18 protein-coding genes and 1 pseudogene are annotated in these 22691 nt (G+C 39.0%); 13 read left to right on the top strand and 6 right to left on the bottom strand.

Going from position 1 to position 22691, the window contains the following annotated elements; all coding sequences use genetic code 11:
* The first annotated feature begins 202 nt into the window (after positions 1 to 202).
* The 6 genes and pseudogenes from VCM39_RS01785 to VCM39_RS01760 all read left to right on the top strand — a co-directional run bounded on the left by VCM39_RS01785 (position 203) and on the right by VCM39_RS01760 (position 7229).
* The gene (locus VCM39_RS01785; protein ID WP_413544819.1) at positions 203 to 1387 is read left to right on the top strand and encodes a T9SS C-terminal target domain-containing protein; all 1185 of its coding nucleotides are present in this window, start codon (positions 203 to 205) and stop codon (positions 1385 to 1387) included.
* A gap of 98 nt (positions 1388 to 1485) precedes the next feature.
* A complete protein-coding gene (locus tag VCM39_RS01780; RefSeq protein WP_322932471.1) occupies positions 1486 to 4647 on the top strand; it encodes a DUF6443 domain-containing protein in 3162 nt (1053 codons plus the stop codon).
* Between the two features lie 27 nt (positions 4648 to 4674).
* On the top strand, positions 4675 to 5211 hold the full coding sequence (locus tag VCM39_RS01775) for a hypothetical protein (protein ID WP_289290734.1): 537 nt from the start codon (positions 4675 to 4677) through the stop codon (positions 5209 to 5211).
* Between the two features lie 61 nt (positions 5212 to 5272).
* Entirely contained in the window at positions 5273 to 5707 is a 435-nt protein-coding gene (locus VCM39_RS01770) for a DUF5958 family protein (RefSeq protein ID WP_289290732.1), read from the top strand.
* 260 nt (positions 5708 to 5967) lie between these two features.
* Positions 5968 to 6237: pseudogene (locus VCM39_RS01765) on the top strand (DDE transposase); the annotation flags it as partial.
* 731 nt (positions 6238 to 6968) lie between these two features.
* Positions 6969 to 7229 (top strand): hypothetical protein, encoded by a 261-nt coding sequence (locus VCM39_RS01760; protein ID WP_289290728.1) that lies wholly within the window; start codon positions 6969 to 6971, stop codon positions 7227 to 7229.
* A gap of 151 nt (positions 7230 to 7380) precedes the next feature.
* Here the strand turns inward: VCM39_RS01760 and VCM39_RS01755 are convergent, their stop codons facing one another.
* The 4 genes from VCM39_RS01755 to VCM39_RS01740 form a co-directional block, all read right to left on the bottom strand.
* The gene (locus tag VCM39_RS01755) at positions 7381 to 8304 is read right to left on the bottom strand and encodes a bifunctional riboflavin kinase/FAD synthetase (RefSeq protein WP_322932469.1); all 924 of its coding nucleotides are present in this window, start codon (positions 8302 to 8304) and stop codon (positions 7381 to 7383) included.
* 17 nt (positions 8305 to 8321) lie between these two features.
* Positions 8322 to 8939, bottom strand: coding sequence for an HAD family hydrolase (locus VCM39_RS01750; protein ID WP_289291761.1), 618 nt, complete (start codon positions 8937 to 8939; stop codon positions 8322 to 8324).
* Positions 8940 to 8942: 3 nt separating this feature from the next.
* Entirely contained in the window at positions 8943 to 11627 is a 2685-nt protein-coding gene (locus VCM39_RS01745; RefSeq protein ID WP_322932468.1) for a calcium-translocating P-type ATPase, PMCA-type, read from the bottom strand.
* A gap of 72 nt (positions 11628 to 11699) precedes the next feature.
* Positions 11700 to 12269 (bottom strand): hypothetical protein, encoded by a 570-nt coding sequence (locus VCM39_RS01740; RefSeq protein ID WP_322932467.1) that lies wholly within the window; start codon positions 12267 to 12269, stop codon positions 11700 to 11702.
* A 144-nt stretch (positions 12270 to 12413) separates the two neighbouring features.
* Here VCM39_RS01740 and rd point away from each other — a divergent pair, with 144 nt between their 5' ends.
* The gene (gene rd / locus VCM39_RS01735; RefSeq protein ID WP_221649162.1) at positions 12414 to 12578 is read left to right on the top strand and encodes a rubredoxin; all 165 of its coding nucleotides are present in this window, start codon (positions 12414 to 12416) and stop codon (positions 12576 to 12578) included.
* Positions 12579 to 12686: 108 nt separating this feature from the next.
* On the opposite strand, the gene VCM39_RS01730 is transcribed toward rd, so the two are convergent.
* Complete coding sequence (locus tag VCM39_RS01730; RefSeq protein ID WP_221649161.1) at positions 12687 to 14384, bottom strand: Na/Pi cotransporter family protein; 1698 nt, start codon at positions 14382 to 14384, stop codon at positions 12687 to 12689.
* A gap of 84 nt (positions 14385 to 14468) precedes the next feature.
* Between VCM39_RS01730 and VCM39_RS01725 the strand changes: the two genes are divergently transcribed.
* Entirely contained in the window at positions 14469 to 16142 is a 1674-nt protein-coding gene (locus VCM39_RS01725; RefSeq protein WP_221649160.1) for a nucleoside kinase, read from the top strand.
* Positions 16143 to 16283: 141 nt separating this feature from the next.
* A complete protein-coding gene (locus tag VCM39_RS01720) occupies positions 16284 to 17807 on the top strand; it encodes a sensor histidine kinase (RefSeq protein ID WP_407934693.1) in 1524 nt (507 codons plus the stop codon).
* 92 nt (positions 17808 to 17899) lie between these two features.
* Here VCM39_RS01720 and VCM39_RS01715 read toward each other — a convergent pair whose 3' ends face one another.
* Positions 17900 to 19273: an aminopeptidase P family protein gene (locus tag VCM39_RS01715; protein ID WP_289291752.1), complete on the bottom strand. Its 1374-nt coding sequence runs from the start codon at positions 19271 to 19273 to the stop codon at positions 17900 to 17902.
* Between the two features lie 144 nt (positions 19274 to 19417).
* On the opposite strand from VCM39_RS01715, the gene rpoN reads away from it, so the two are divergent.
* The 4 genes from rpoN (at position 19418) to purE (ending at position 22598) form a co-directional block, all read left to right on the top strand.
* Positions 19418 to 20899: an RNA polymerase factor sigma-54 gene (gene rpoN / locus VCM39_RS01710; protein WP_322932465.1), complete on the top strand. Its 1482-nt coding sequence runs from the start codon at positions 19418 to 19420 to the stop codon at positions 20897 to 20899.
* A 38-nt stretch (positions 20900 to 20937) separates the two neighbouring features.
* Entirely contained in the window at positions 20938 to 21615 is a 678-nt protein-coding gene (locus tag VCM39_RS01705; RefSeq protein ID WP_221649156.1) for a hypothetical protein, read from the top strand.
* 31 nt (positions 21616 to 21646) lie between these two features.
* Positions 21647 to 22027 (top strand): glycine cleavage system protein GcvH, encoded by a 381-nt coding sequence (gene gcvH / locus VCM39_RS01700; RefSeq protein ID WP_221649155.1) that lies wholly within the window; start codon positions 21647 to 21649, stop codon positions 22025 to 22027.
* 61 nt (positions 22028 to 22088) lie between these two features.
* Entirely contained in the window at positions 22089 to 22598 is a 510-nt protein-coding gene (gene purE / locus VCM39_RS01695) for a 5-(carboxyamino)imidazole ribonucleotide mutase (protein ID WP_221649154.1), read from the top strand.
* The last annotated feature ends 93 nt before the right edge of the window (positions 22599 to 22691 follow it).

The raw sequence follows: 22691 nt of genomic DNA, 5'->3' as shown, positions 1-22691 counted from the left end.
TATATAAAAACATATTAAATGTATAAATAGGTAAATTATACAGATTGAATGATTCTAAAACACTTTTTAAGAAAGTATTTTTCACAAAAAAGAAATATTGAACCATTATCTTTGGAATAGTACTAAATAATATATAAATTTGCTGATACACCTAAAAACACAGTCAACTAAACATATCAACTTATAGTCAAATACAATCACTATGAAAAAAACACTACTGCTATTATTATCAGGTTCTTTTTGTTTATCAATCTCCGGACAGATAACCCGTGAAAATAATTCCGTCCGTAATGGAGACGAAATCATAAAACAACAGATGCAATATAAAGATCCGGGAAGAGCCGGTGAAAATGTAATATGGGATTTCAGTATGCTGAAAGCTGTCAACCCCAAATACAAATTGACTTTTCGTGCTCCGGAACTTATCAATGACAGCATTTATATCATGGGACGAGATACACTACTCAAAAAAGACTCCGATATAAATCATTTGATCATTGGTGAGGAACACTCCACGATGTATTATTATCAGATAAAAGGAGACACGATGTTTTGTTTGGGGCATGAAAATCCTGTAACGCTTATGCATCATAAGATTCCACTTCCATTGATGGTTTTTCCCTTTAATTACAAACGAAAAATAGAACAAAAATTTGAATCAGAAGGATTGCATACTTCATTAAAAAGAACCAATACTTATGGAAATATAAGCGTTGAATCAGACGCTTATGGGAAAATGATATTACCTTCGGGTGATACACTAAATAATATTCTCCGAATTAAAACTGTACAAATTATAAATGATACTTCTAACATCAAAAAAAACAAACCCAGCCCTGGTGACATAGCTAAAATATTACTTAGCAGGCAACAAAAGCAAAATCCAGTCAAATGCCACAAGCAGATAGAAGCAAACACATATAGTTGGTATGCCAAAGGTTATCGTTACCCTATCTTTGAAACTGTTCAAGCATTCGAAGTGGTAGATAGCCTCAAAAACGAAACTTTTACAACCGCCTATTTTTATCCACCGATAGACCATTATTACCTTAACGATGATCCTGAAAATCTGGCAGTTTTGGATAGTTTAAATAACAATAAAACAGATACAAATACAAGTTGGATTAGCAGAAACTTTTCTTATAACCATTGGCCCAATCCTGTATCTACCACACTTAACATAGAATACAAATTGGAAGATGAAGCCATAGTAGCCATTACCTTATATAGTTCTGTATATGGAGTTGTGAAAGTAATCGCTCCAAAACATAGAGAGAAAGGGTTGTATAAGGAAGCAATAGACTGTTCCGTTCTCTTCCCCGGTGCATACATTATTAAGTTCGATGTCAGAAATGAATCCGTGTCTAATATTGTCTTGAAAAAATAACTCCCATGAAACACTCTATATTATTTATAGCTTATATAGTATACTGCGTCTGTGTAATGTCTCAAAGTCAGGATCAAAATTATATAAGAACCAAAACGATGACAGATGAGACAGATCCAACTAAATTTATAGAAAGTATACAATATTTCGATGGATTGGGACGTCCTGTACAAACAGTCCAAGTCGGTATCACCCCCGAGCACAATAGTTTGGTGACCCTACAAGAATATGATGCGTGCGGAAGAAATGTTGCGACTTGGCTTCCTGCGGTAATTTCAGGAAAAGATGGTGCTTTCATAGGAAGTCCTGAAGTGAAATCAGCAGCAATCGCTTCTAACATAAATGACTCCAAACCCTATTCAAAAACAATCTACGAAGCTTCTCCATTAAACAGAATTTTGGAACAATATGGTCCGGGAGCCAATTGGCACAACAGCAACTCTTCAATTAAAACAGGTTATCTAACCAATGAAAGTACTGGTAATTTGGCTTGCATGTATTTTAAAATTAACGGTAGTGGTTTGAATACCTCGCTTGCAAAATCAGAAGTATTTAAACCAGGGGTATTATACGTGACTCAAACACAAAATGAAGCAGGCAGTATTTCTTATGAATTCAAGAACCAACAAGGGCAAGTAATTCTTACCCGGCAAATGGATTTCAACGAAGCATACGATACTTATTATGTATATGATGACTTTGGCAATTTATCCTATGTCATTCCTCCCATATTGGCGGATAAAATTCTTAAAGAAAATAAGTCAACAACAGACAACAGCCTGGAAATAAGACAATACGCATATATTTATAAGTATGACGAGCGAAACCGATGTGTAAAAAAACGTCTACCCGGATGTGAATGGATTTACTATGTGTATGATAAAGCCGACCGATTAATCTTCACCCAGAATGGAGAACAACGTAAAAACAGTGAATGGCTATACTCTGTTCCTGATGAATTCGGACGTATTGTACAAACCGGTATCTGCCATAACACAAACATATCAAATGATAATTATAAGGACAAGCTGGTTGTCGGAACTTATGAAGGTAACTCCGGTTACTCCTTTTCAAACTTTAGCCCTGAAGATGCAAGAGTACTTACCATAAATTATTACGATAATTATGACTTTCTTCTGGACATGAAGCAGGAAAGGCGTACTATGCTTGAATACGAGGAACGCCAAGGATATGGTAAACAATATAATATTGATAGTTATTCCGCGAAAGGACTATTGACAGGTACCTATGTAAACACGTCAATCTCAGGTTATGAAGATATATTCGACGAATATTCCGCTTTATATTACGATGACCGTGGTCGTCTTATCCAAACAAAGAAGTGTTGGTTACAGGAGCTTGGGTTTGATAATGAATACATTGCTTATAATTTTCAAGGAAAACCCATAAAAAAACTGCACGAGCATTCTATACTTACCTTAAATCAAACTAATGAAATATACAGCCATGACTACGACCATGCGGGGCGTTTAATAGCAACAAAACATAAGCTGAATGGAGGAAGTGAAATTGTTATAGTCCAAAATACATATAATGAGTTGGGACAATTAATATCAACACAAGTAAATAATCAGGGTGCTTTAAATACCAATTATTCATACAACATCCGGTCTTGGAAAACGGATATAAGTAATAGCATATACAAAGAACAGCTTGGATATGACAAGATTGGAAATATTACATCCATTAGTGATTATAATACCTCAAGGAGTGGTTCAAGTAAGTGGGATGCATCGATACGGTATGATGCCCTTTCACGAATAACCGAGTATGCAAATAAGGGTGGGGAATCTGGAGCACCGGATACTCGATTTATGTATGATAAGCATGGAAATATTAAAACCTTACTCAGAAAAAGCCCAACTGAAACTTATGATATGCTGTCGATAGCCCATTTGGGTAATCAAGTACAGACAGTGATAGATAATAACTCATATGAATCAAATAAATACAATTCATATGATTTCAGAGATATGGCAGGAGTCGGTAAACTTCAATCTTATGAATATGATCTAAATGGGGCAGTTACCAAAGACCCTTATAGATGCGCGACCATTGAAAATAATTACCTCAATCTGCCTCAGCGAATAGTGGTTGACAACCCTTTGGTATCCGGGTCAATCGAATACCTATATTTAGCAACAGGGAAGAAATTAGCATCCACAAGTTCTGTATCTTTAAGACATTCACTGAATCCATCCGAAATAGCCGGAGGCACATCAACGGATGAGTCTACGGATAGATTAGAATCGACATATTATTGCGGGAACATCATATATAAGATTATTGATGGAGCAATATGTCTTGATAGAATACTCATTGACAATGGATATATCAAAGATGGGAATTACTATTTTTATATCAAAGACCATATAGGAAATAACCGCGCTACTACTAATTCAACCGGTCAGGTGAAAGCGATGGACGACTATTTTCCTTTTGGAATGCCCATAAAAGATAGCAAATGGGAGGAAACCCCGCAGAGATACAGATTTGGAGGGAAAGAATTTGAGACATTGATGAGATTGAATCTGTATGATTCTCATGCCCGCTTTTATGACCCGGCTTTGGATCGCTTCATGTCTGTAGACCCGTTATGTGAGAAATATTATTCAATCAGTCCATACGCATATTGTTTGAATAATCCGTTGGGACATATCGATCCAGATGGTAAGTTCCCTTGGCCAGCCATTCCTATTTTTCTTAGCTTGCTATTTGAATCGCAACCAGTGAATGCTCCCACCTTAAATAGGGTAAGTAATGCCCGTAATATGGAGGCAGCCTGGAATAGTTATAATGAAGGTGTGCTTTCTAATTTTATCCCCGGAGCAAAAATAGAAGCAGTTTCTACCCGTGTTTTTATACAAGAGCCAGTAGAAAAGATTGTTCGTAAAACCGTTACCTCAGAAGTCAGAGAAAAAGTCGGTAAATTTGTTCCGAATCCATTTGGAAGAAAAGGAGGTCAGGCACATCAAGATAAAGTTGCAGAAGCAATAAAACAATTGAGTAGTGATGGTTTTAAAGAGATTTTAACCGAACAGACTATTAAAACTCCGGGTGGAGAGAAAAGTAGACGTGCTGTGGATGTAAGAGGTATAAATCCTACTACTGGTGAGGTTAAAGATATACAAGTAGGGCGCCAGAACAAAAACGGTACTCCGGTTGCGCGAGAAAAGAGAGCCCTTGATGATATTGAAAAGGCAACGGAGCAACGGCCTATATTTATTCCTTATAATTAAAATAATATTCATAATAAAAAATATAACATGTTATCATCACAAATTAATTTTTATGTATTACCAGAAGAATTATCTGGTATACAGCAATGGTTAGAAGAACGTGATATTGTATGTGTAAAAGCATATAGTTCTGATTTAGATCATATCATAGTGAAGCTTAATGCTGAATATATATCAAACCATGGCCAAGTCTTTTTAACCTTACCTAAATGGGTTGGACTATTTGAATATAATGGCCATTTAGATTCTGCAGGTGAACTTACATACTATGCAAACTGTGATAAAGAACTTATAATTCAATTTGATTTTAGGAAAATCACAAAAGACCAATTACTCCCTCCATCTCGCTTTTATTTTACCAAACAATATTTTGATAGACCTGCTTGGAATTTTATCAAGAAAGATGAAGAGTATGTAAAGTGGGCTATGAAAATCTATCGGGATTTCAAAAAACATTTCTTAGTAAAATATGACTTTGGACCGGATAATTTTGGTATCAGTTATACAACGCCTACTGTGATTGAACATTTTGAGCGCGGAGAATTTAAACTTAGAGGACATTAACTACAGGAATCTATCCAAAATAGAGATCCAAACCTACGCTGTACCTCAAAAGTTATAACTCATGCAGATCAAAGAAGAAATATTAATAAATCAATATGGGCAATCTTTGGTGGATGAAAACGTAATTTCTATTTATTTTGGAAATTTGACAGATATTCAACAAAAAGAATACTTATCAAATCTCATCGAACTAATATTACAGTCCAAACCAGAGGAGAGTGATATTGAAATTGCTATAAAATATAGCCTATTACGTTCAAAATATACTCCATGTGTATTATTACTACGTAATGGTCTTAAATATAATAACTTAAAAAAAATCGCAGATTTGCCTTATTCTGAACGATCAAAATCATTAGTTCTTTTCCTAAATCTATTTAAAGTCGCCTACCAAAGGAGACTTGAAAAAGAGAAAAATCAATATAGTAAATGGTGGTATTCAGATTTGTCAAATGAAAAAAATATAGAATTAATTCTGAAGCAGTATGAAATATAATTCTAACAGGAAAAACTTGTATAAATTGTTTTGCTGATTTAACCAGTTTAAAAAAGTTACAAAATAAATAATAACACCCTTGGTTTTTTCGTACTTTTATAAAATATATCAAATATTAGTACCTTAAATAGGGATATTCCTAAAACAACAAAATTTAAGGCAACTAACTCATTGCGAGCTAGTTGTTTTTTTGTATCTTTAAGCATACCCCCCAAAAACGGTTTGACGGCCAAAACGGGGGTAATTAAAAATAAAAACGCATGGTAAAGATACAAAAAATCTCCGAAATCGAACCTTGTTTAGGTTTTACTGAGTTCGATATACTTAAAAAAATATCGTCAAAGTTTTGCAACGAGTGAATTAGGTCGTCTCTATTCCCTTTCTCGGAACTGGCCCGACAAATGCATTTGAAGTCCTCTCCCTTGGGTCGTAAAAGTTATTTTTCTCCCGAAGGTAAAATAGCTTTGATGGTCCTGAAGTCCTATACCAACTTTTCCGATTCACAGTTGATCGAACATTTGAGCGGTAATGAAGAAGAGTATGGGATAATCCCTAATGGAAATAGAGAGGTAGACTATGCATTAAAGGAAGCTCCTATTTGGGATGGCCGAAAATCACAGTACTATAATTCAGAAGGAATGCAGCAGATTTGTATCTTAAGATTAAAAAATGAGATTGAAGATCCAATACCTTATAATTAAAAAGTGCCTAAATTTACCCAATAAGTAGAGTTTGGAATTATTAATAAAGGTGTTATTTTATCTTCTTATGTACAGTTCCGTATTTTGATTATAATTCCCGATATGATATATTTTAATTCAGGAAACGAATTAAGAAACAAGAAACACAAAAGCGTAAAGATAGAGATATTGAATAATTTAGTTTTTAACTCATTAGTATTCAGCCCTGAATAATTAAGCAGACAATTATTTTTATCAAGGAAAACTACCGGATTGTCAAATTATTCCTATCTTTGCAATGCAACCAAGAAATGGGTGCACCGTTTTTTTGTTAAACGACGGAGAAATCTTATTGTTATCTGCTATTGAAATCTGGTAAATTTTATTCTCGCAGATAATAGGTGAGGTTCTCCACGTCCAAGGTACATATAACTTTGTTATATATCATCTGGGCGTGGAGCTATTGCTTATTATTCGGGAACGGCCTTACCAGAGCCTCAATAGGATAATTATAGTATATAGCTTCCACGCCTTTTTATACATGCACGGAAGCCTTTCAATCGGTTAAAACACACAAATATATGAACGATTATTCCTGCCCTTGTCTTATGAAAACCGATCTGGAGCAATCGGTTGATAAGATCTCCTTTCTTAAAGAGTATTACCCCGGTATTGAATCTCCCGGATACATTGAAGCGCTGCCCAAACAAGAATTACTATGCTGCCTGTGTCTACTCGACAGTATTCTATTTTCTATCGAACAAGAGCATTATATATGTACCGTTACAGAACTGATCCGCCTATATCGATGCAGAGAAAGAGTAGTGAAACGTTTCCTTTAAGAGAATATTTATTCAAGAAAATGAATACGATAATAAAGAATTGCAAGAGGTACACTTCTCTATAACAAGAATGTACATTCTTATGTATCAAAAATGTACACTCTTACAATGCAAAAGTGTACATTCTTTTAAGCACTGATTATCAATAAGTTTACAGCAACAGAGTTTCTACTGCTACTGCATCTTTATGAAGTTGTGCAATAAGTCCCTCTATCCCGTCAAACTTCATCTCAGGACGGATGTATTGCACAAAAGAGATACGAATAAATTTATCATAGATATCTGAATGGAAATGAAGGATATGCACTTCAATACTTCGATTCACCCCATTATTAAGTGTAGGGCGATGACCTATATTCAACATACCGGCATAGGTACATCCATCAAAACTGACTAGCACAGCATATACTCCATCCGCAGGGACAAGCTTATCAGGATCGTCTACACTGAGATTAGCTGTTGGAAAGCCTATTTTGCGTCCAACCTGATAACCACTAACTACCGTCCCATCCAGAAAATAATCATACCCAAGGCAATGTGCAGCCATCTTAACATCTCCCTGATGAAGATAGTCACGAATCACGGAAGAACTGATATGGATCTCCTTATATATATACGCGCGCGCAAGAACTATCTGCATACCGATTTCTTCACCATAACGGCAATAATCTTCAAAGCTCTCACTACGATTATGACCAAAGCGGTGATCGTAACCAATTACAAGCGATTGTACCTGGTAACGTTCCTGCAAAATGGTAGTCATAAAATCCCGGGCAGTAAACCAGGATATCTCCGGAGTAAAATCGAGCATAATGCAATAATCTACTCCGGTTTCAGCCAGTAATGCAATCTTTTCGTCCTGCGTAGTGAGTAACTCCGGATGATAATCGGCTTTCATCACCTTACGGGGATGAACAGGAAAAGTAATCAAAGCCGAACGTAACCCACGGGTAGCAGCTACCTCCTTCACTTGTTCAATGAGGAAACGGTGACCAGTATGTACCCCATCGAAAAAACCAATGGTAGCCACACATGGCTCGAGTAATGTACCCGGTATATTACGAATAATCTGCATCAGTCAGTAAAATCGGTTTAGTTAAAAATATGACTCCAGTCTTCCTTTGCCTGCGGTGTATAAGTAGAAATACCCAATACCTGCGCTGCCAGACAGTTCGCCTCCGAATCATCAATAAAAAAAGTCTCTTTCGGGTCGATATTGGCATCTGCAAGTACTGTTTCAAATATCTCGGCATCGGGCTTCACCATCTTCATCTCAAACGAAAGATATATCTTTTCAAAATAATCTTCCACCTGGAAACCACGATAAGGAAAAACATTCTCACAGGACCACTTCCAATGAATATCGTTGGTATTACTCAACAGATAAACCACATACTTTTCGCGAAGTTTCAGCAATAAATCAAGTTTGTAAGTAGGGATATCCACCAGGAAAGAATTCCAGGCATCATCTATCTGCTGATCCGTTAATGGCTTCCCTACCATTTCACGGATACCATCACGGAATTCAGCAGGAGTTATCAACCCCTTCTCCTGCTGCATAAAGATACCTTGCTGATGATAAACATTCAACAGTTCATCTACATTTTGCAATCCTAACTTTTTAAAATTCTCAATACAACGCGGGCGGTCGAGGTTTATCAGAACGCCCCCAAAATCAATAAGAAGGTTTTTTATTCCTTTTCTTTTCATCTTTTATTTATGTATTAAACGCTGAACGAAGCGGATTAGTTCTCCCACCCACAGAACGAGCGATGAGGTACCTATTAGTATCAGCCACGTCTGCCAGTCAAGCGGTTCAGTACGAAATACAGCCCCACCGAACTGTACAATCAGAATCTGTCCGCCAAGAATAGCAATCACAATCAACTCCATGCCATAAGATTTGGAAAGCCCCTTAAATGCCGAATCGTTTGTTCCAAACACACGGGCATTGAACAGGTTCCAGAATTGTAGCATAACAAAGAAAGTGAAGAAGATTGTAAGACGGTGCACGGTCATTCCACCTTCAGCATTCGTATAATAGTAAATCATACCCAGCAACACTATCAGGAAAACGGCACCGACACCGAATATATTGTATTGCATTGCTTTACTGATAATAAAATCAGTGCTGCGACGGGGCTTTTCATTCATCACAGTTTCACTTGGCGGAATAGAGGCCAATGCTAAGGCAGCAAATGTATCCATAATCAAGTTTACCCACAACATCTGAGTCACGGTCAGAGGCAAATCTGTGCCCATAAATGAACCAAGCAATACGATAAGCAGTGCTACAAAGTTGATTGTAAGCTGGAATACGATAAATCGCTGGATATTTTTATAAAGCGAACGTCCCCACATCACAGCCGTACCGATACTGTTGAACGAATCGTCAAGCAAAGTAATATCACTGGCTTCCTTGGCTACGGAAGTTCCCGTACCCATTGAAAGTCCTACTTGTGCATGGTTCAATGCGGGAGCATCATTGGTTCCGTCACCGGTTACAGCAACTACAGCCCCTTTCTGTTGCAACAACTGCACCAGACGTTGTTTATCAGTAGGACGGGCGCGAGACATTATCTTCAAATCCATTACCCTGTCCAAAGCCTCCTCATCGGTCAACTCGGCAAAGGCAGTACCAGTAATCCGGTTACGTTCCGTATCTTCGGAATTCCAAAGTCCTATCTGACGGGCTATTTCAGTAGCCGTACCCGGAGTATCGCCCGTTACAATTTTAATGCCAATACCTGCTGACTGGCATTTTTCCACAGCAGCCGGAACATCAGGACGAATCGGATCGGAGATAGCAACAACGCCTAAGAAGTTAAGATCATTGGCAGCAACCAACTCTACACAATCATCAGGTGCATTATCATCTACTATTTTAAAGGCAAATCCTAACGTACGCATTGCCATATTCTGATAACCTAACAACTGCTCTTCTACCGTAGAACGATATTCAACCGTATCCACCCGCTTGCCGTCGAGGATTACCTCCTTACATTTTCCAAGTACAATTTCGGGAGCACCTTTTATATATAGCACTTTTTTACCGATAAGGGGAGACTGTACCAAAGTAGCCATAAACTTACGCTCGGTAGAAAAAGTCAGCTGATCCAGTACATTAGCCTGTTCACGAAACTCCAGATAGTTCTGATGTTGAGCGTTGAGCCACAAAAGCAATGCTACTTCCGTAGGATTTCCCACACCTTTTGGTTTTTCACCTTCACCGGTTTCTTCAAGAAAAGCGGTAGAATTAGCACTGATACCTTCTATCACCAATTTGCTGATATCATCACCGGCAAGTACACCTCCATCTTTTAATCCATAGAAATTCGGTTCGTGTACCTGCATCAGGTTCTGAGTCAGCGTACCAGTCTTATCCGTACAGATAACGGTAATAGCTCCCATCGTTTCACAAGCATGCATTTTACGCACAAGGTTGTTGGTAGAAAGCATGCGACGCATATTCAGAGCCAGACTGAGCGTCACACTCATCGGCAAGCCTTCGGGTACCGCAACTACAATCAATGTAACAGCCATCATGAAGTACTTCAGCACTATCTGGGCAATGGCCATATAGTTATGCCAGCCTACGATTTCATTGGCCGAAATATAGTGATATAAGTCTTTTGAAACAAAGATGATAAAAGTAGCTCCTGCTACAGTAAAGCCAATCTTACCTATCAGTTTGGCCAGTTTGGTAAGTTGTATGTTCAGCGGAGTAGGTTCACCACTCTGTTCCGTACTTTGGCGGGCTACCTTTCCGATTTCCGTAGCATCACCAACACGAAGCACCTTCATCATACCGTGACCATCAACTACCGTCGTACCCCGCATCACCATATTGGAGGCATAAGTCGCTTCGTCGTCAAAGTCAGCTTCGACAATCGTCTTATTGATAACCGGCTCACCCGTCAGATTGGATTCATTGACCTGAAGAGAGATAGCTTCGACCAACTCACCATCGGCAGGAATCTCCTCACCGGTCTCAAGCACTACAATATCTCCTACTACAATGTCTTTTCGGGGGATTTCCTGAATTCGTCCGTTACGAATCACTTTTACAAGTGTTTCTTCGTTGACAGCATTTAGCAAATCAAATTTTTTGCTTGCATCATACTCAAAAAAGAAACCGATACCAGTAGCCAGCAAAATAGCAACTATGATACCGATAGTCTCAGCATACTCATTCTCTATAATCGAAATAATCAGAGAGAAAACAGCAGCAACGAGCAGTACGCGTACAACAGGGTCTTCAAACTTTTCCAGATAAAGTTTCCAAAGAGAAGGACGTTTAGGAGGTGTTAATAGATTTACACCATTTTTTTCCCGACTTTCCAAGACCTCACTATCTGTAAGGCCTAAATGATAATAGTCATTGTTTTTTGCAGTCATTCAGATACATGCGTTAAATTTAGGTTGCAAAAATACAACATTAAATCGGCATAGAATGTTTATTAATTTTTTTTAAGGAGTAACATTTCCGTGCATTTTAGTCTCTGCTAATGCACGCTCTGCTTGCTTTTGTCGAGTGATATCATGAACTGTGATCACCATCCGGTCTTCACCGTTTAATAAAAGATAGGTTCCGGAAATAACAGCATCGCATTCTACGGACTCATAACCAGAGGTACACACATTCAGAGTAGCTTCCAAATCCGTAAAACTCTTCTTTTCATCAAAAGCCTCCTGTATAGCACGACGTACCGGACAAGAGCCACAAAGCTCGTGTGTGCCACACCCACCCGATGCAGACATAGCATTACGGCACTGCAACAGATCTCCGACTTTCTTTTCTGCTGCTCCCTTTTTAATGCCTGTACGTCTGTAATAATTCGTTTTCAACACAATGAAACCTGAATCTATCAGTAAAACAAAAGCATGTACACTCTGTAATATCGCCCCTGCAATATAACTTGTCTTTCTCAGTTCATCCGCCTCTTTTTTTAATGCCCGGCGCACCTGTATTACTTTTCTTCTTTCCCAAAGAAAGGTAACTAAAAGAACTGAACATAAAATAATTAGACCTATTTCCATTCTCATATTTCTTTTATTAACCGGTTACTTATTATCCAAATAGATACCACAAAGATACCTCTTTTCTATGGTAAAAAAAGAAAGAACAATGAACAATCCGTATATTTTTTATGTTATATTTGTAGTAAACTTTAAAAAAGGAATATGAAGAAGTATATTTGCACAGTATGTGATTACATTTACGACCCGGAAATGGGTGACCCGGAGAGTGGTATTGAACCAGGTACAGCTTTTGAAGACATCCCGGATGATTGGGTATGTCCTCTTTGCGGAGTGGGGAAAGAAGACTTTGAAGAGTACAATGAATAGTGATGAACGGGTTAGTGATTAGTGATTAGTGCCATGCGGTTACAACGCAGTGAACTAATCACTAATCACTAACCCGTTCATCACTAATCACTAATCCGCTTATCACTCCTATGTCAGTTTCTTCTCTTTTACATCACTACTCGCTTCCACTACATTGACTACATAATCGCCCAACTTCTCACATTCGGCAATAATATCCATATAGTAAACTCCCATCTGATAATCATATTCTTTATTGTTCACGTCCAGAATATTCTGATTTTTCAGTTGGTTACGGTAGTTATTAATCTCGTTCTCAATATTAAATGACTTGTTTACATCAATACTATGATGTTCGGGTTTCTCCACCACTACAATCATTTGCTCCAAAGCATCATTGGTGAGCTTCATCATAAAGTGGATGTGCTCATACTGTTTCTCCGTGAAGTCCTGATTGGTCTGACGTTTACGGTTAATGGTCCGTGCCAGATTATAACAGCTATCTCCGATACTCTCAATCTCTGTCACTTCGCGTAGCATAGCACGTATCTGTAACTTACTTTCCGAACTTAAACGACCTTCGGAAACCTGATTCAGATAGTTAGCGATTTCCAGTTCCATGTTATCACTAATGTTCTCATATTTTTCTACGCGGCTGAATACTTTATTAAAATCATCGTCTTTGTCTGTATGCAATAAGTCTTGCACCATACCAAACATACGGTGCGTACGCTCAGCAAACAAATGGATTTCTTTACGAGCCTGAAGAATAGAAAGTTCTGCCGTAGACAACATACCGCCAGTAATAAATCTCAAACGAGGCTCTTCGTCTTCTTCTTTCGGATGAATGATTGCACAAACAGTACGCTCTATCAGTTTCACACCCCATATCAATAAACACACATTACATATATTAAAGATAGAGTGGAAAGCGGATAATTTATAAGAAACAGCAACTGCGGCATCTCCCGGATGGAAATAGTTATCCACAATCCAGGATACAAATGTAGTAAACGGATGGAAAATAATTAATACCCAGATAACGCCAAACACATTGAATACAAAGTGTGCCAATGCCGCCCGCTTTGCCTGTGTATTGGCCGTAAGTGCAGCCAGGTTGGCGGTAATAGTAGTTCCGATATTTTCACCTAACACCAATGCTGCTCCCAACTCAAAACCAATCCAGCCATTAGCACACATAATAAGTGTAATGGCCATTGTAGCAGCGGAAGCCTGCACAATCATAGTCAGAATAGTACCAATCAAGAGAAACAACAGGACGGAAAAGAATCCCATATCCGTATAGTTCTGTACAAAAGCCAGCATATCGGGGTTCCTACCCAGGTCGGGCGCGTTTTGTTGCAGAAAAGCCAACCCCATAAATAAAAAAGAAAAGCCAAAAATAAATTCACCGACAGACTTACGGTTGCTTTTACCAGAGAAGATAAACGGTAAAGCGACGGCCAGCAAAGGAAGAGCATACGCTGACATATCGACCTTAAACCCGAAAATAGATATAATCCATGCAGTGACCGTTGTACCAATATTAGCCCCCATGATAACACTAATAGATTCTGTCAATGTCAGCAATCCGGCATTAACGAAACTAACCACCATCACTGTTGTTGCCGAAGAGGACTGAATAAGGGCAGTTATCAACACTCCTGTTAAAACCCCTGTTACCCGATTGGTGGTCATTGCTGTCAGAATGCTTCGCAATCTGTCACCTGCGACTTTTTGTAAGCCCTCGCTCATTATCTTCATCCCATACAGGAAAAGTCCTAATGAACCGATGAGCTTTAAAAAATCATAAAAAGAATATTCCATCTATAATTATTTTAATAGTTGTTTGTTCTCTAATTGATTATATCATATATTTATCCGATTCTATTTACTTCTTTAAAAGCCAAAATGAAACAGATGTTACAAATATGTTGCAAAAATAATAATATTTATAAAGAATTCCCTATTGGTAGTTCACTTTTGGATATTTATTACGGTTTTAATCTTAATTTTCCCTATCAAGTAGTTAGCGCCAAGGTAAATAATCGTTCCGAAGGTCTTAATTTCAGAGTATATAATAATAAAGATGTAGAATTTCTGGACGTAAGAGATTCCTCCGGAATGCGTACGTATGTGCGTTCACTTTGCTTTGTGCTATATAAAGCTGTCAGCGAATTATTCCCGGAAGGAAAACTTTTCGTAGAACACCCCGTATCAAAAGGTTATTTCTGTAATCTGCGCATCGGACGTCCTATTACATTAGAAGATGTATCACTCATCAAAAAAAGAATGCAGGAGATTATAGCTGAAAACGTTCCTTATCACAGAATTGAATGTCATACAACGGAAGCTGTACGTATTTTCAATGAACACGGAATGAACGATAAAGTAAAGCTACTGGAAACCTCCGGCTCACTTTATACCTATTATTATACGCTGGGAGATACCATTGACTATTATTATGGTAATCTGTTACCCAGCACCGGATTCATCAAACTATTTGATCTGGTGAAGTACTACGACGGATTATTGTTGCGTATCCCCAATAAAGAAAATCCGGATGTACTTGAAGAAGTGGTGAAACAAGAGAAAATGCTCGATGTATTCAAAGAATACCTGAACTGGAGCAATATCATGGGAATAACTAATGCAGGCGATTTTAACCTGGCCTGTGAAGAGGGACATGCCACCGATCTGATTAATGTAGCCGAAGCATTGCAGGAAAAGAAAATAGCCCAGATAGCCGACACGATCTTTCATCGCGGAGAAAATGGAAACCGCGTAAAACTGGTATTAATATCCGGTCCGTCTTCATCGGGAAAAACGACCTTCAGTAAACGCCTTTCTATTCAGTTGATGACAAACGGATTAAAGCCCTATCCCATCTCATTGGATAACTACTTCGTGGACCGTGAAGAAACTCCTCTTGATGAGAATGGTAACTATGATTATGAATCATTATATGCTTTGGATCTGGACTTGTTTAATCAACAGCTTCAAGCCTTGCTTCGCGGAGAGGAAGTAGAACTTCCCCGCTTTAATTTTAGTATCGGTAAGAAAGAATATAAAGGAGACAAACTAAAAATAGATAAACACACCATCTTAATATTGGAAGGTATTCATGCTCTGAATCCTGAGTTGACTCCACATATCCCGGAAGAGAACAAGTTCAAAATCTACGTTTCGGCACTAACTACCATCTCACTGGACGATCATAACTGGATTCCTACCACAGACAACCGTTTGCTTCGCCGCATTATTCGTGACTTTAACTACCGCGGATATTCGGCACAAGAAACCATTTCAAGATGGCCCAGCGTACGTGCCGGAGAGGATAAATGGATATTCCCTTATCAGGAAAATGCAGATGTGATGTTTAACTCCGCCCTGCTCTTTGAATTTGCAGTATTGCGCCTTCACGCCGAACCGATTCTAACGGGAGTGCCCCGCAATTGCCCGGAATATTGTGAAGCATACCGCCTGTTGAAGTTTATCAAATACTTTATCCCTGTTCAGGACAAAGAAATTCCACCGACCTCACTGTTAAGAGAGTTTCTGGGAGGAAGTAGTTTTAAGTATTAACCATATCACAGGATTATCTGCCATTGCAGATAATCCTGCCTTTTTATACCTATTTTTTGTTTTAAGTCCCGAATTTATTTTAAATTTGTGTCAATTAAACAAGCAATAAAGATGAAAACACCCGTAGCTATCATTGTGATCATGCTCTGTTTTAGTACATTAAGTCATGCACAGAATACAAAAAACAGAGCACAGGAATTAAAGGAACAAGCTCAAAACAGTCTGAGCCAAAAAGATTATATCAAGGCACGTTATCTTTTTAAGAAAGCGTACGAAGCATTCGCTACCCGCGAAGACTATCCGCAGGCTGTTGAATGCGGCATTCAGGCCAATGGGCTTTATGTACGTGAAAACTTTTATAAAGAAGGTTTCGAACTTTGCCGTGACATGGATCAACTGGTGTGGGCAGGTGAACAGAAAACCAAGAAAACTCTTCACGATCTACGGTTTCTAATTACCAAAGAACGCCTGCAAATGTATATTGCACTAAAAAATGCAGCACAAGCTAAATTACAATTGGACAAACTGGAAGAAACAGCTAATCTTGCTAAAAACGACTCAATAAGTGAGAATTTACTCTATACCAAGGCCAATTATTATTACACCTTCGGCCTCAATGCACAAGGAGATGCTTGCTTCCGCAAACTCATCAATCAATACAAAGAAAAAAAGAATTACGAGAAAGTAGAAGAGTGCTACAAAAATCTGATATCCATTGCCCGCAAAGCGAATAATGCCGCACTGATGGGACGTACTTATGAAAATTATATCGTATGGACCGACTCTGTAAAAGCACTCACCGCACAGGATGAATTGAATGTATTGAAAAGGAAATATGACGAAAGTCAGTTGACGATACAAGAAAAAGACGACACACTTTCCGCCAAACAGTATATTATCATCGGACTTTGCACACTGGTTGTTATTCTTATTGCAGCATTGGTGCTTCTTGCAGTCGTATTATTACGTTTTATGGCAGGAAACCGTAAGCTCAAGAAAAGCATACAAATAGCCAACGAACACAATGAATTGAAAACCAAATTCATTCAAAATATATCTTCACAGATGGAACCGACTCTGGACACATTGGCGGCCTCAGCAAGTGAACTCTCAGACAAAGCGCCGCAACAATCACAACAGATGCAGACGCAAGTAGGTGCATTGAAAAAGTTTAGCGATGATATACAGGAACTCTCTTCGCTGGAAAATTCGTTGACCACTCCCTACGAAATGAGCGATATCAACGCCAGTATTTTTTGCGAAGAAGTAATGGAGAAAGTGAAAAGTAATATAAAAGCCGAAGTTACTACTTCTGTAAATGCTCCCAAACTACAAGTGAAAACCAATAAAGAACAATTGGAGCGTATACTTCTTCATTTACTGCAAAATGCTGCTTATTACACACAAGAAGGACGCATCAGCCTTGACTTCAAAAAACGTGGAGCGCATACTCATCAGTTTATTGTAACTGATACCGGTACTGGTATTCCCACTGAACAACAGGAAACGATCTTTAAACCTTTTACCGAAGTGAAAGACCTCACACAAGGAGATGGCCTGGGATTGCCTATATGTTCACTTATTGCCACAAAAATGAATGGGAGCCTGACTTTGGATACAAGCTATACGAAGGGGAGCCGGTTTATATTAGAGCTACACGCTTAATAGAATGGAGAGGGGAGAATGGAGAAGGGAGAAGTAAGCTGCGCTATCATGCTGCATAGTACTTCTCCCTTCTCCATTCTCCCCTCTCCATTCTATCTAATCTCTTCCACCTCTTCAGGAGTCAACGGAATTTTCTTACCTAAACGACGGGCACCGGTCTCAGTTATCAGATAATCCTCTTCATTACGAATCCCTCCAAAGTTCTTATAAGTCTCTACTTTATCATAATTGATAAAATCAGTAAACTTTTTATCGGCTTTCCACATATCGATAAGCTCGGGGATAAAGTAAATACCCGGCTCTACAGTATGTACAAAGCCCGGTTCCAAAGGAATAGCCAAACGTTGCGATTTACGACCGAACTGAGTACTCTTCGGTTCACCATTATATCCTACCCAAAGTTCACCCAGATTCTCCATATCGTGTACATCCAGTCCCATCATATGTCCTAACCCATGTGGATAAAACAAAGCATGTGCTCCCTCACGTACAGCATCTTCGGCATTACCTTTCATCAAACCAAGTCCTTTCAGCCCCTCTACCATCACACGGGCTGACAAGTCGTACACATCCATATAAGGAATACCCGGACGAAGCGCTTTTACTGATTCCAGATGCATTGCATTTTGAATCTCATAGACTTCGCGCTGGCGGGTAGTAAATTTCTTATCAGCAGGTATAGTAGACGACATATCTCCGGCATATCCCATTTCTGTTTCAGCTCCTGCATCAATCAGAAACAAGTCTCCGGACTTTACGGTATTACCATGATAATGGTTGTGTAAAGTCTGCCCATTGATGGTGGCAATGGTTGCAAAAGAAAGTTCACAGCCTGCAGCGGCAGCAACTGCCTCCATAGCAGCTACTACTTCAAACTCTTTCATACCCGGCCGAAGTACCTTCATTGCAGTAATATGCATATCTGCGGTCACATCGCAAGCCTTCTCTATTTCTACAATTTCTTCAGCTGATTTATGGTTACGTTGTTCAACTACCGCACGAATAAAAGGCACCGAACCTTCCTGACGCACAGGAGGGATACCCAGCCAATCCATCAGTTTCAGTTTATGTTCGGCACGATAAGGGGGAAGATAATGAATTGATTTTCCCTTCTGTACACACTGATGCAGATAGTTTACAATTTCAGCGGATGGTAAAGTACGTGTCACCCCTACACGTTCGCTTTTTTCTTTCAAGGTAGGCTGGATCCCCATCCATACAATATCATCAATCGTCAGTTCATCACCGAATATAATTTCTTTTTCATCGTCAATATCAATAATGGCAGAAAGTCCTGCAAACGGAAGACCGAAATAATAAAGAAAAGTAGAATCCTGACGATAACGGAAGGTATTACTCTCATAATTCAGTCCACACTCGTCGTTCCCCAAAAACAACAACACTCCGGAGCCTAATTTCTTTTTCAGCAGGGCCCGGCGCTGCACATACGTTTCTTTACCAAACATAATGTTCTATTTTTTAAGTTAGTGCAACAAAGATAGAGAATTTAGCGTTATAGAAAGAAAAATAATCCCTCTAATCTGTGTAATCTGTGGTGAAAAAGTTACTTTTGTAGCGAGATATAACCGAATGTAGAAAATAAAATATTTATGGCACAAGGTTCCCGTCAAATACAATCCCAGGCGCAGCAGCAGATACAAACGCTCTCTCCGCAGCAGATTCTGGTAGTAAAGCTATTGGAGCTTCCCGCCGTAGAACTGGAAGACCGAGTACATGCCGAATTATTGGAAAACCCAGCTCTTGAAGAAGGTAGAGAAGAAGCGGCTACTGATGATCCGGATGAAAGCAATAGTAACGATCCGGAAGCAGAAAGTGATGCCAATGAATATGACTCCCTGGGCGACTATCTAAACGAAGATGACATCCCTGATTATAAATTACAGGAAAACAACCGTTCCAAAAGCGAACAGGTAGAGGAAATTCCTTTTTCTGACGCTACTTCCTTCTATGAAATATTGAGAGAACAGTTGAGTGAGCGTAACCTCACAGAACATCAGCGTGAATTGGCAGAATACCTTATCGGGTCACTGGATGATGACGGCCTGCTCCGTAAATCACTTGAAAGTATCAGCGATGAGCTGGCTATCTATGCAGGCATTAACGCCACCGAAGAGGAATTGGAAGAGGCTTTATGCATCATACAGGACTTCGACCCGGCCGGACTTGGTGCACGTAACCTCCAGGAATGCCTGCTTATACAACTCCAACGAAAGCTGGAAAAAGGTAAGCCGGATAAGGCCCTTATGCTGGAACAGAGAATTATCAACGAATGTTACGAAGAGTTTACACGTAAACACTGGGATAAGATAATAAAGAAATTGGGCTGCGAAGAAGAGCTTTTCAACACTGCTATTTCTGAAATCACAAAGTTAAATCCTCGTCCGGGAGCTTCATTAGGAGAAGCCATCGGGCGTAACATGCAGCAAATTGTTCCCGACTTCATTGTAGACACCTATGATGATGGCTCTATCAGTGTCAACCTTAACAACCGGAATATACCGGAACTTCGTATGAGTCGCGACTTCACCGAAATGGTAGAAGAACATACGAAGAACAGAGCCAATCAATCCAAAGAATCCAAAGAAGCAATGATGTTCCTGAAACAGAAAATGGATGCAGCTCAGGGATTTATCGATGCAGTAAAGCAGCGTCAGAATACATTAATGACTACCATGCAGGCTATTATCGATCTGCAACGTCCTTTCTTTCTTGAAGGAGACGAATCATTGCTTCGCCCTATGATCCTGAAAGACGTAGCCGAACGTACGGGCCTGGATATTTCGACCATATCACGTGTTAGCAATAGTAAGTATGTGCAAACAAACTTTGGAATCTATCCGCTGAAGTTCTTCTTCAGTGACGGATATACCACCGAAGACGGTGAAGAAATGTCAGTACGTGAAATACGTAAAATACTAAAAGAATGTATTGACAACGAAGATAAAAAGAAACCACTGACTGACGATGAACTGGCTGAGATCCTAAAAGAAAAAGGATATCCTATTGCACGGCGCACCGTAGCCAAATATCGTCAGCAACTGAATATACCAGTGGCCAGATTAAGAAAGTAATTAAAGTGATTAATAATAAATAACAAAAGGGCTCCATTATGGGAGAAGCAAACGTAGAGCAACATATCATTGCAGATAAAACGCTTATCAGAACGGCACAGATTACATCGTGGATACTAACTCCGTTTTCTATCCCTTTTCTGGCTTTTCTGGTATTGTTCTTATTCTCTTACCTTCGTATCATGCCCTTGCAGTACAAACTCATTGTATTGGGAATCGTATATTGTTTCACTATACTGATGCCAACCATCACCATTTTCCTGTTTCGCAAAATCAATGGTTTTGCCCTACAGGAATTGAGTGAACGAAAAAAACGATATATTCCTTTTACACTTACCATTATCTCTTATGTATTTTGTCTGCTCATGATGCACAAGCTGAATATTCCCTGGTATATGACCGGTATTATACTGTCTGCACTGGTGGTTCAGATCATCTGTATCATTGTAAATCTGAAATGGAAACTCAGTGAACACATGGCTGGCATAGGAGGTATTATCGGCGGATTGATTTCATTCAGTGAATTGTTTGGCTATAATCCTGTCTGGTGGCTATGCCTGTTTATTCTGGTAGCCGGTGTATTAGGTTCGGCACGAATTATTCTGAGACATCATTCTCTGGGTGAAGTGCTTTCCGGTTTTGGTGTAGGTTTCATCTGTGCACTATTGGTACTACATCCATTAAGTAATGTATTATTCCGTATATTTTTATTTTAACATGAATATAAACCCCTAAAAACTAATTATTATGAACTTCCCACAAAATTTGAAGTACACCAATGAGCACGAATGGATTCGTGTAGAAGGAGATATGGCTTATGTAGGTATCACTGATTATGCTCAGGAACAATTGGGTGATATTGTATTTGTCGATATCCCCACAGTAGGTGAATCACTGGAAGCAAATGAAACTTTCGGAACGATTGAAGTGGTGAAAACCATCTCTGACCTCTTTCTGCCGGTAGCAGGTGAAGTAATAGAACAGAATGAGAGCCTTGAAGAAAATCCTGAACTGGTCAATAAAGATCCATATGGTGAAGGATGGCTTATCAAGATGAAACCTGCCAATCTAAAAGATATTGAAAACCTGCTCGATGCTGAAGCATATAAAGCAGTGATTAACGATTAGTGAATAGTGATTAGTGATCATCGTACCACTAAATAGTAAATAGTAAATTGTAAATAAAATCATGACCCCAATTGTAAGTATCATCATGGGTAGCACTTCTGACCTTCCTGTAATGGAAAAGGCAGCACAGTTACTCAATGATTTGCACGTACCATTCGAAATAAACGCTCTTTCTGCTCACCGCACTCCGGAAGCAGTAGAGGAGTTTGCTAAAAATGCCCGTTCACGCGGTATTAAAGTTATTATTGCTGCTGCCGGTATGGCTGCTGCCCTACCAGGTGTAATCGCTGCCAACACTACCCTACCTGTAATCGGAGTACCCATTAAAGGTTCTGTTCTGGACGGTGTTGATGCCTTGTATTCTATCATCCAGATGCCTCCCGGGATACCTGTAGCTACAGTAGCTATCAACGGAGCAATGAATGCCGCTATCCTGGCAATACAAATGCTGGCATTGAGCAATACTGAACTGGCTGATACATTTGCAGCTTACAAAGAAGGTTTGAAGAAAAAAATTGTAAAAGCTAACGAGGAGCTTAAAGAGGTTAAGTTTGAATATAAAACCAATTAGATTTACGATTGGACGATTTACGATTGAAGATGCTAACAAGATGATTAACGCTTCGTCTAATCAGCAGAAGTATCTTCAATCGTAAATTGTAAA

The sequence above is a fragment of the Bacteroides mucinivorans genome (assembly GCF_034654355.2).
In the GTDB taxonomy this organism is placed as follows: Bacteria; Bacteroidota; Bacteroidia; order Bacteroidales; family Bacteroidaceae; genus Bacteroides; species Bacteroides nordii.
Note: the sequence above shows the minus strand (reverse complement) of the source record. Positions and strands in the feature narration are given on the sequence as shown.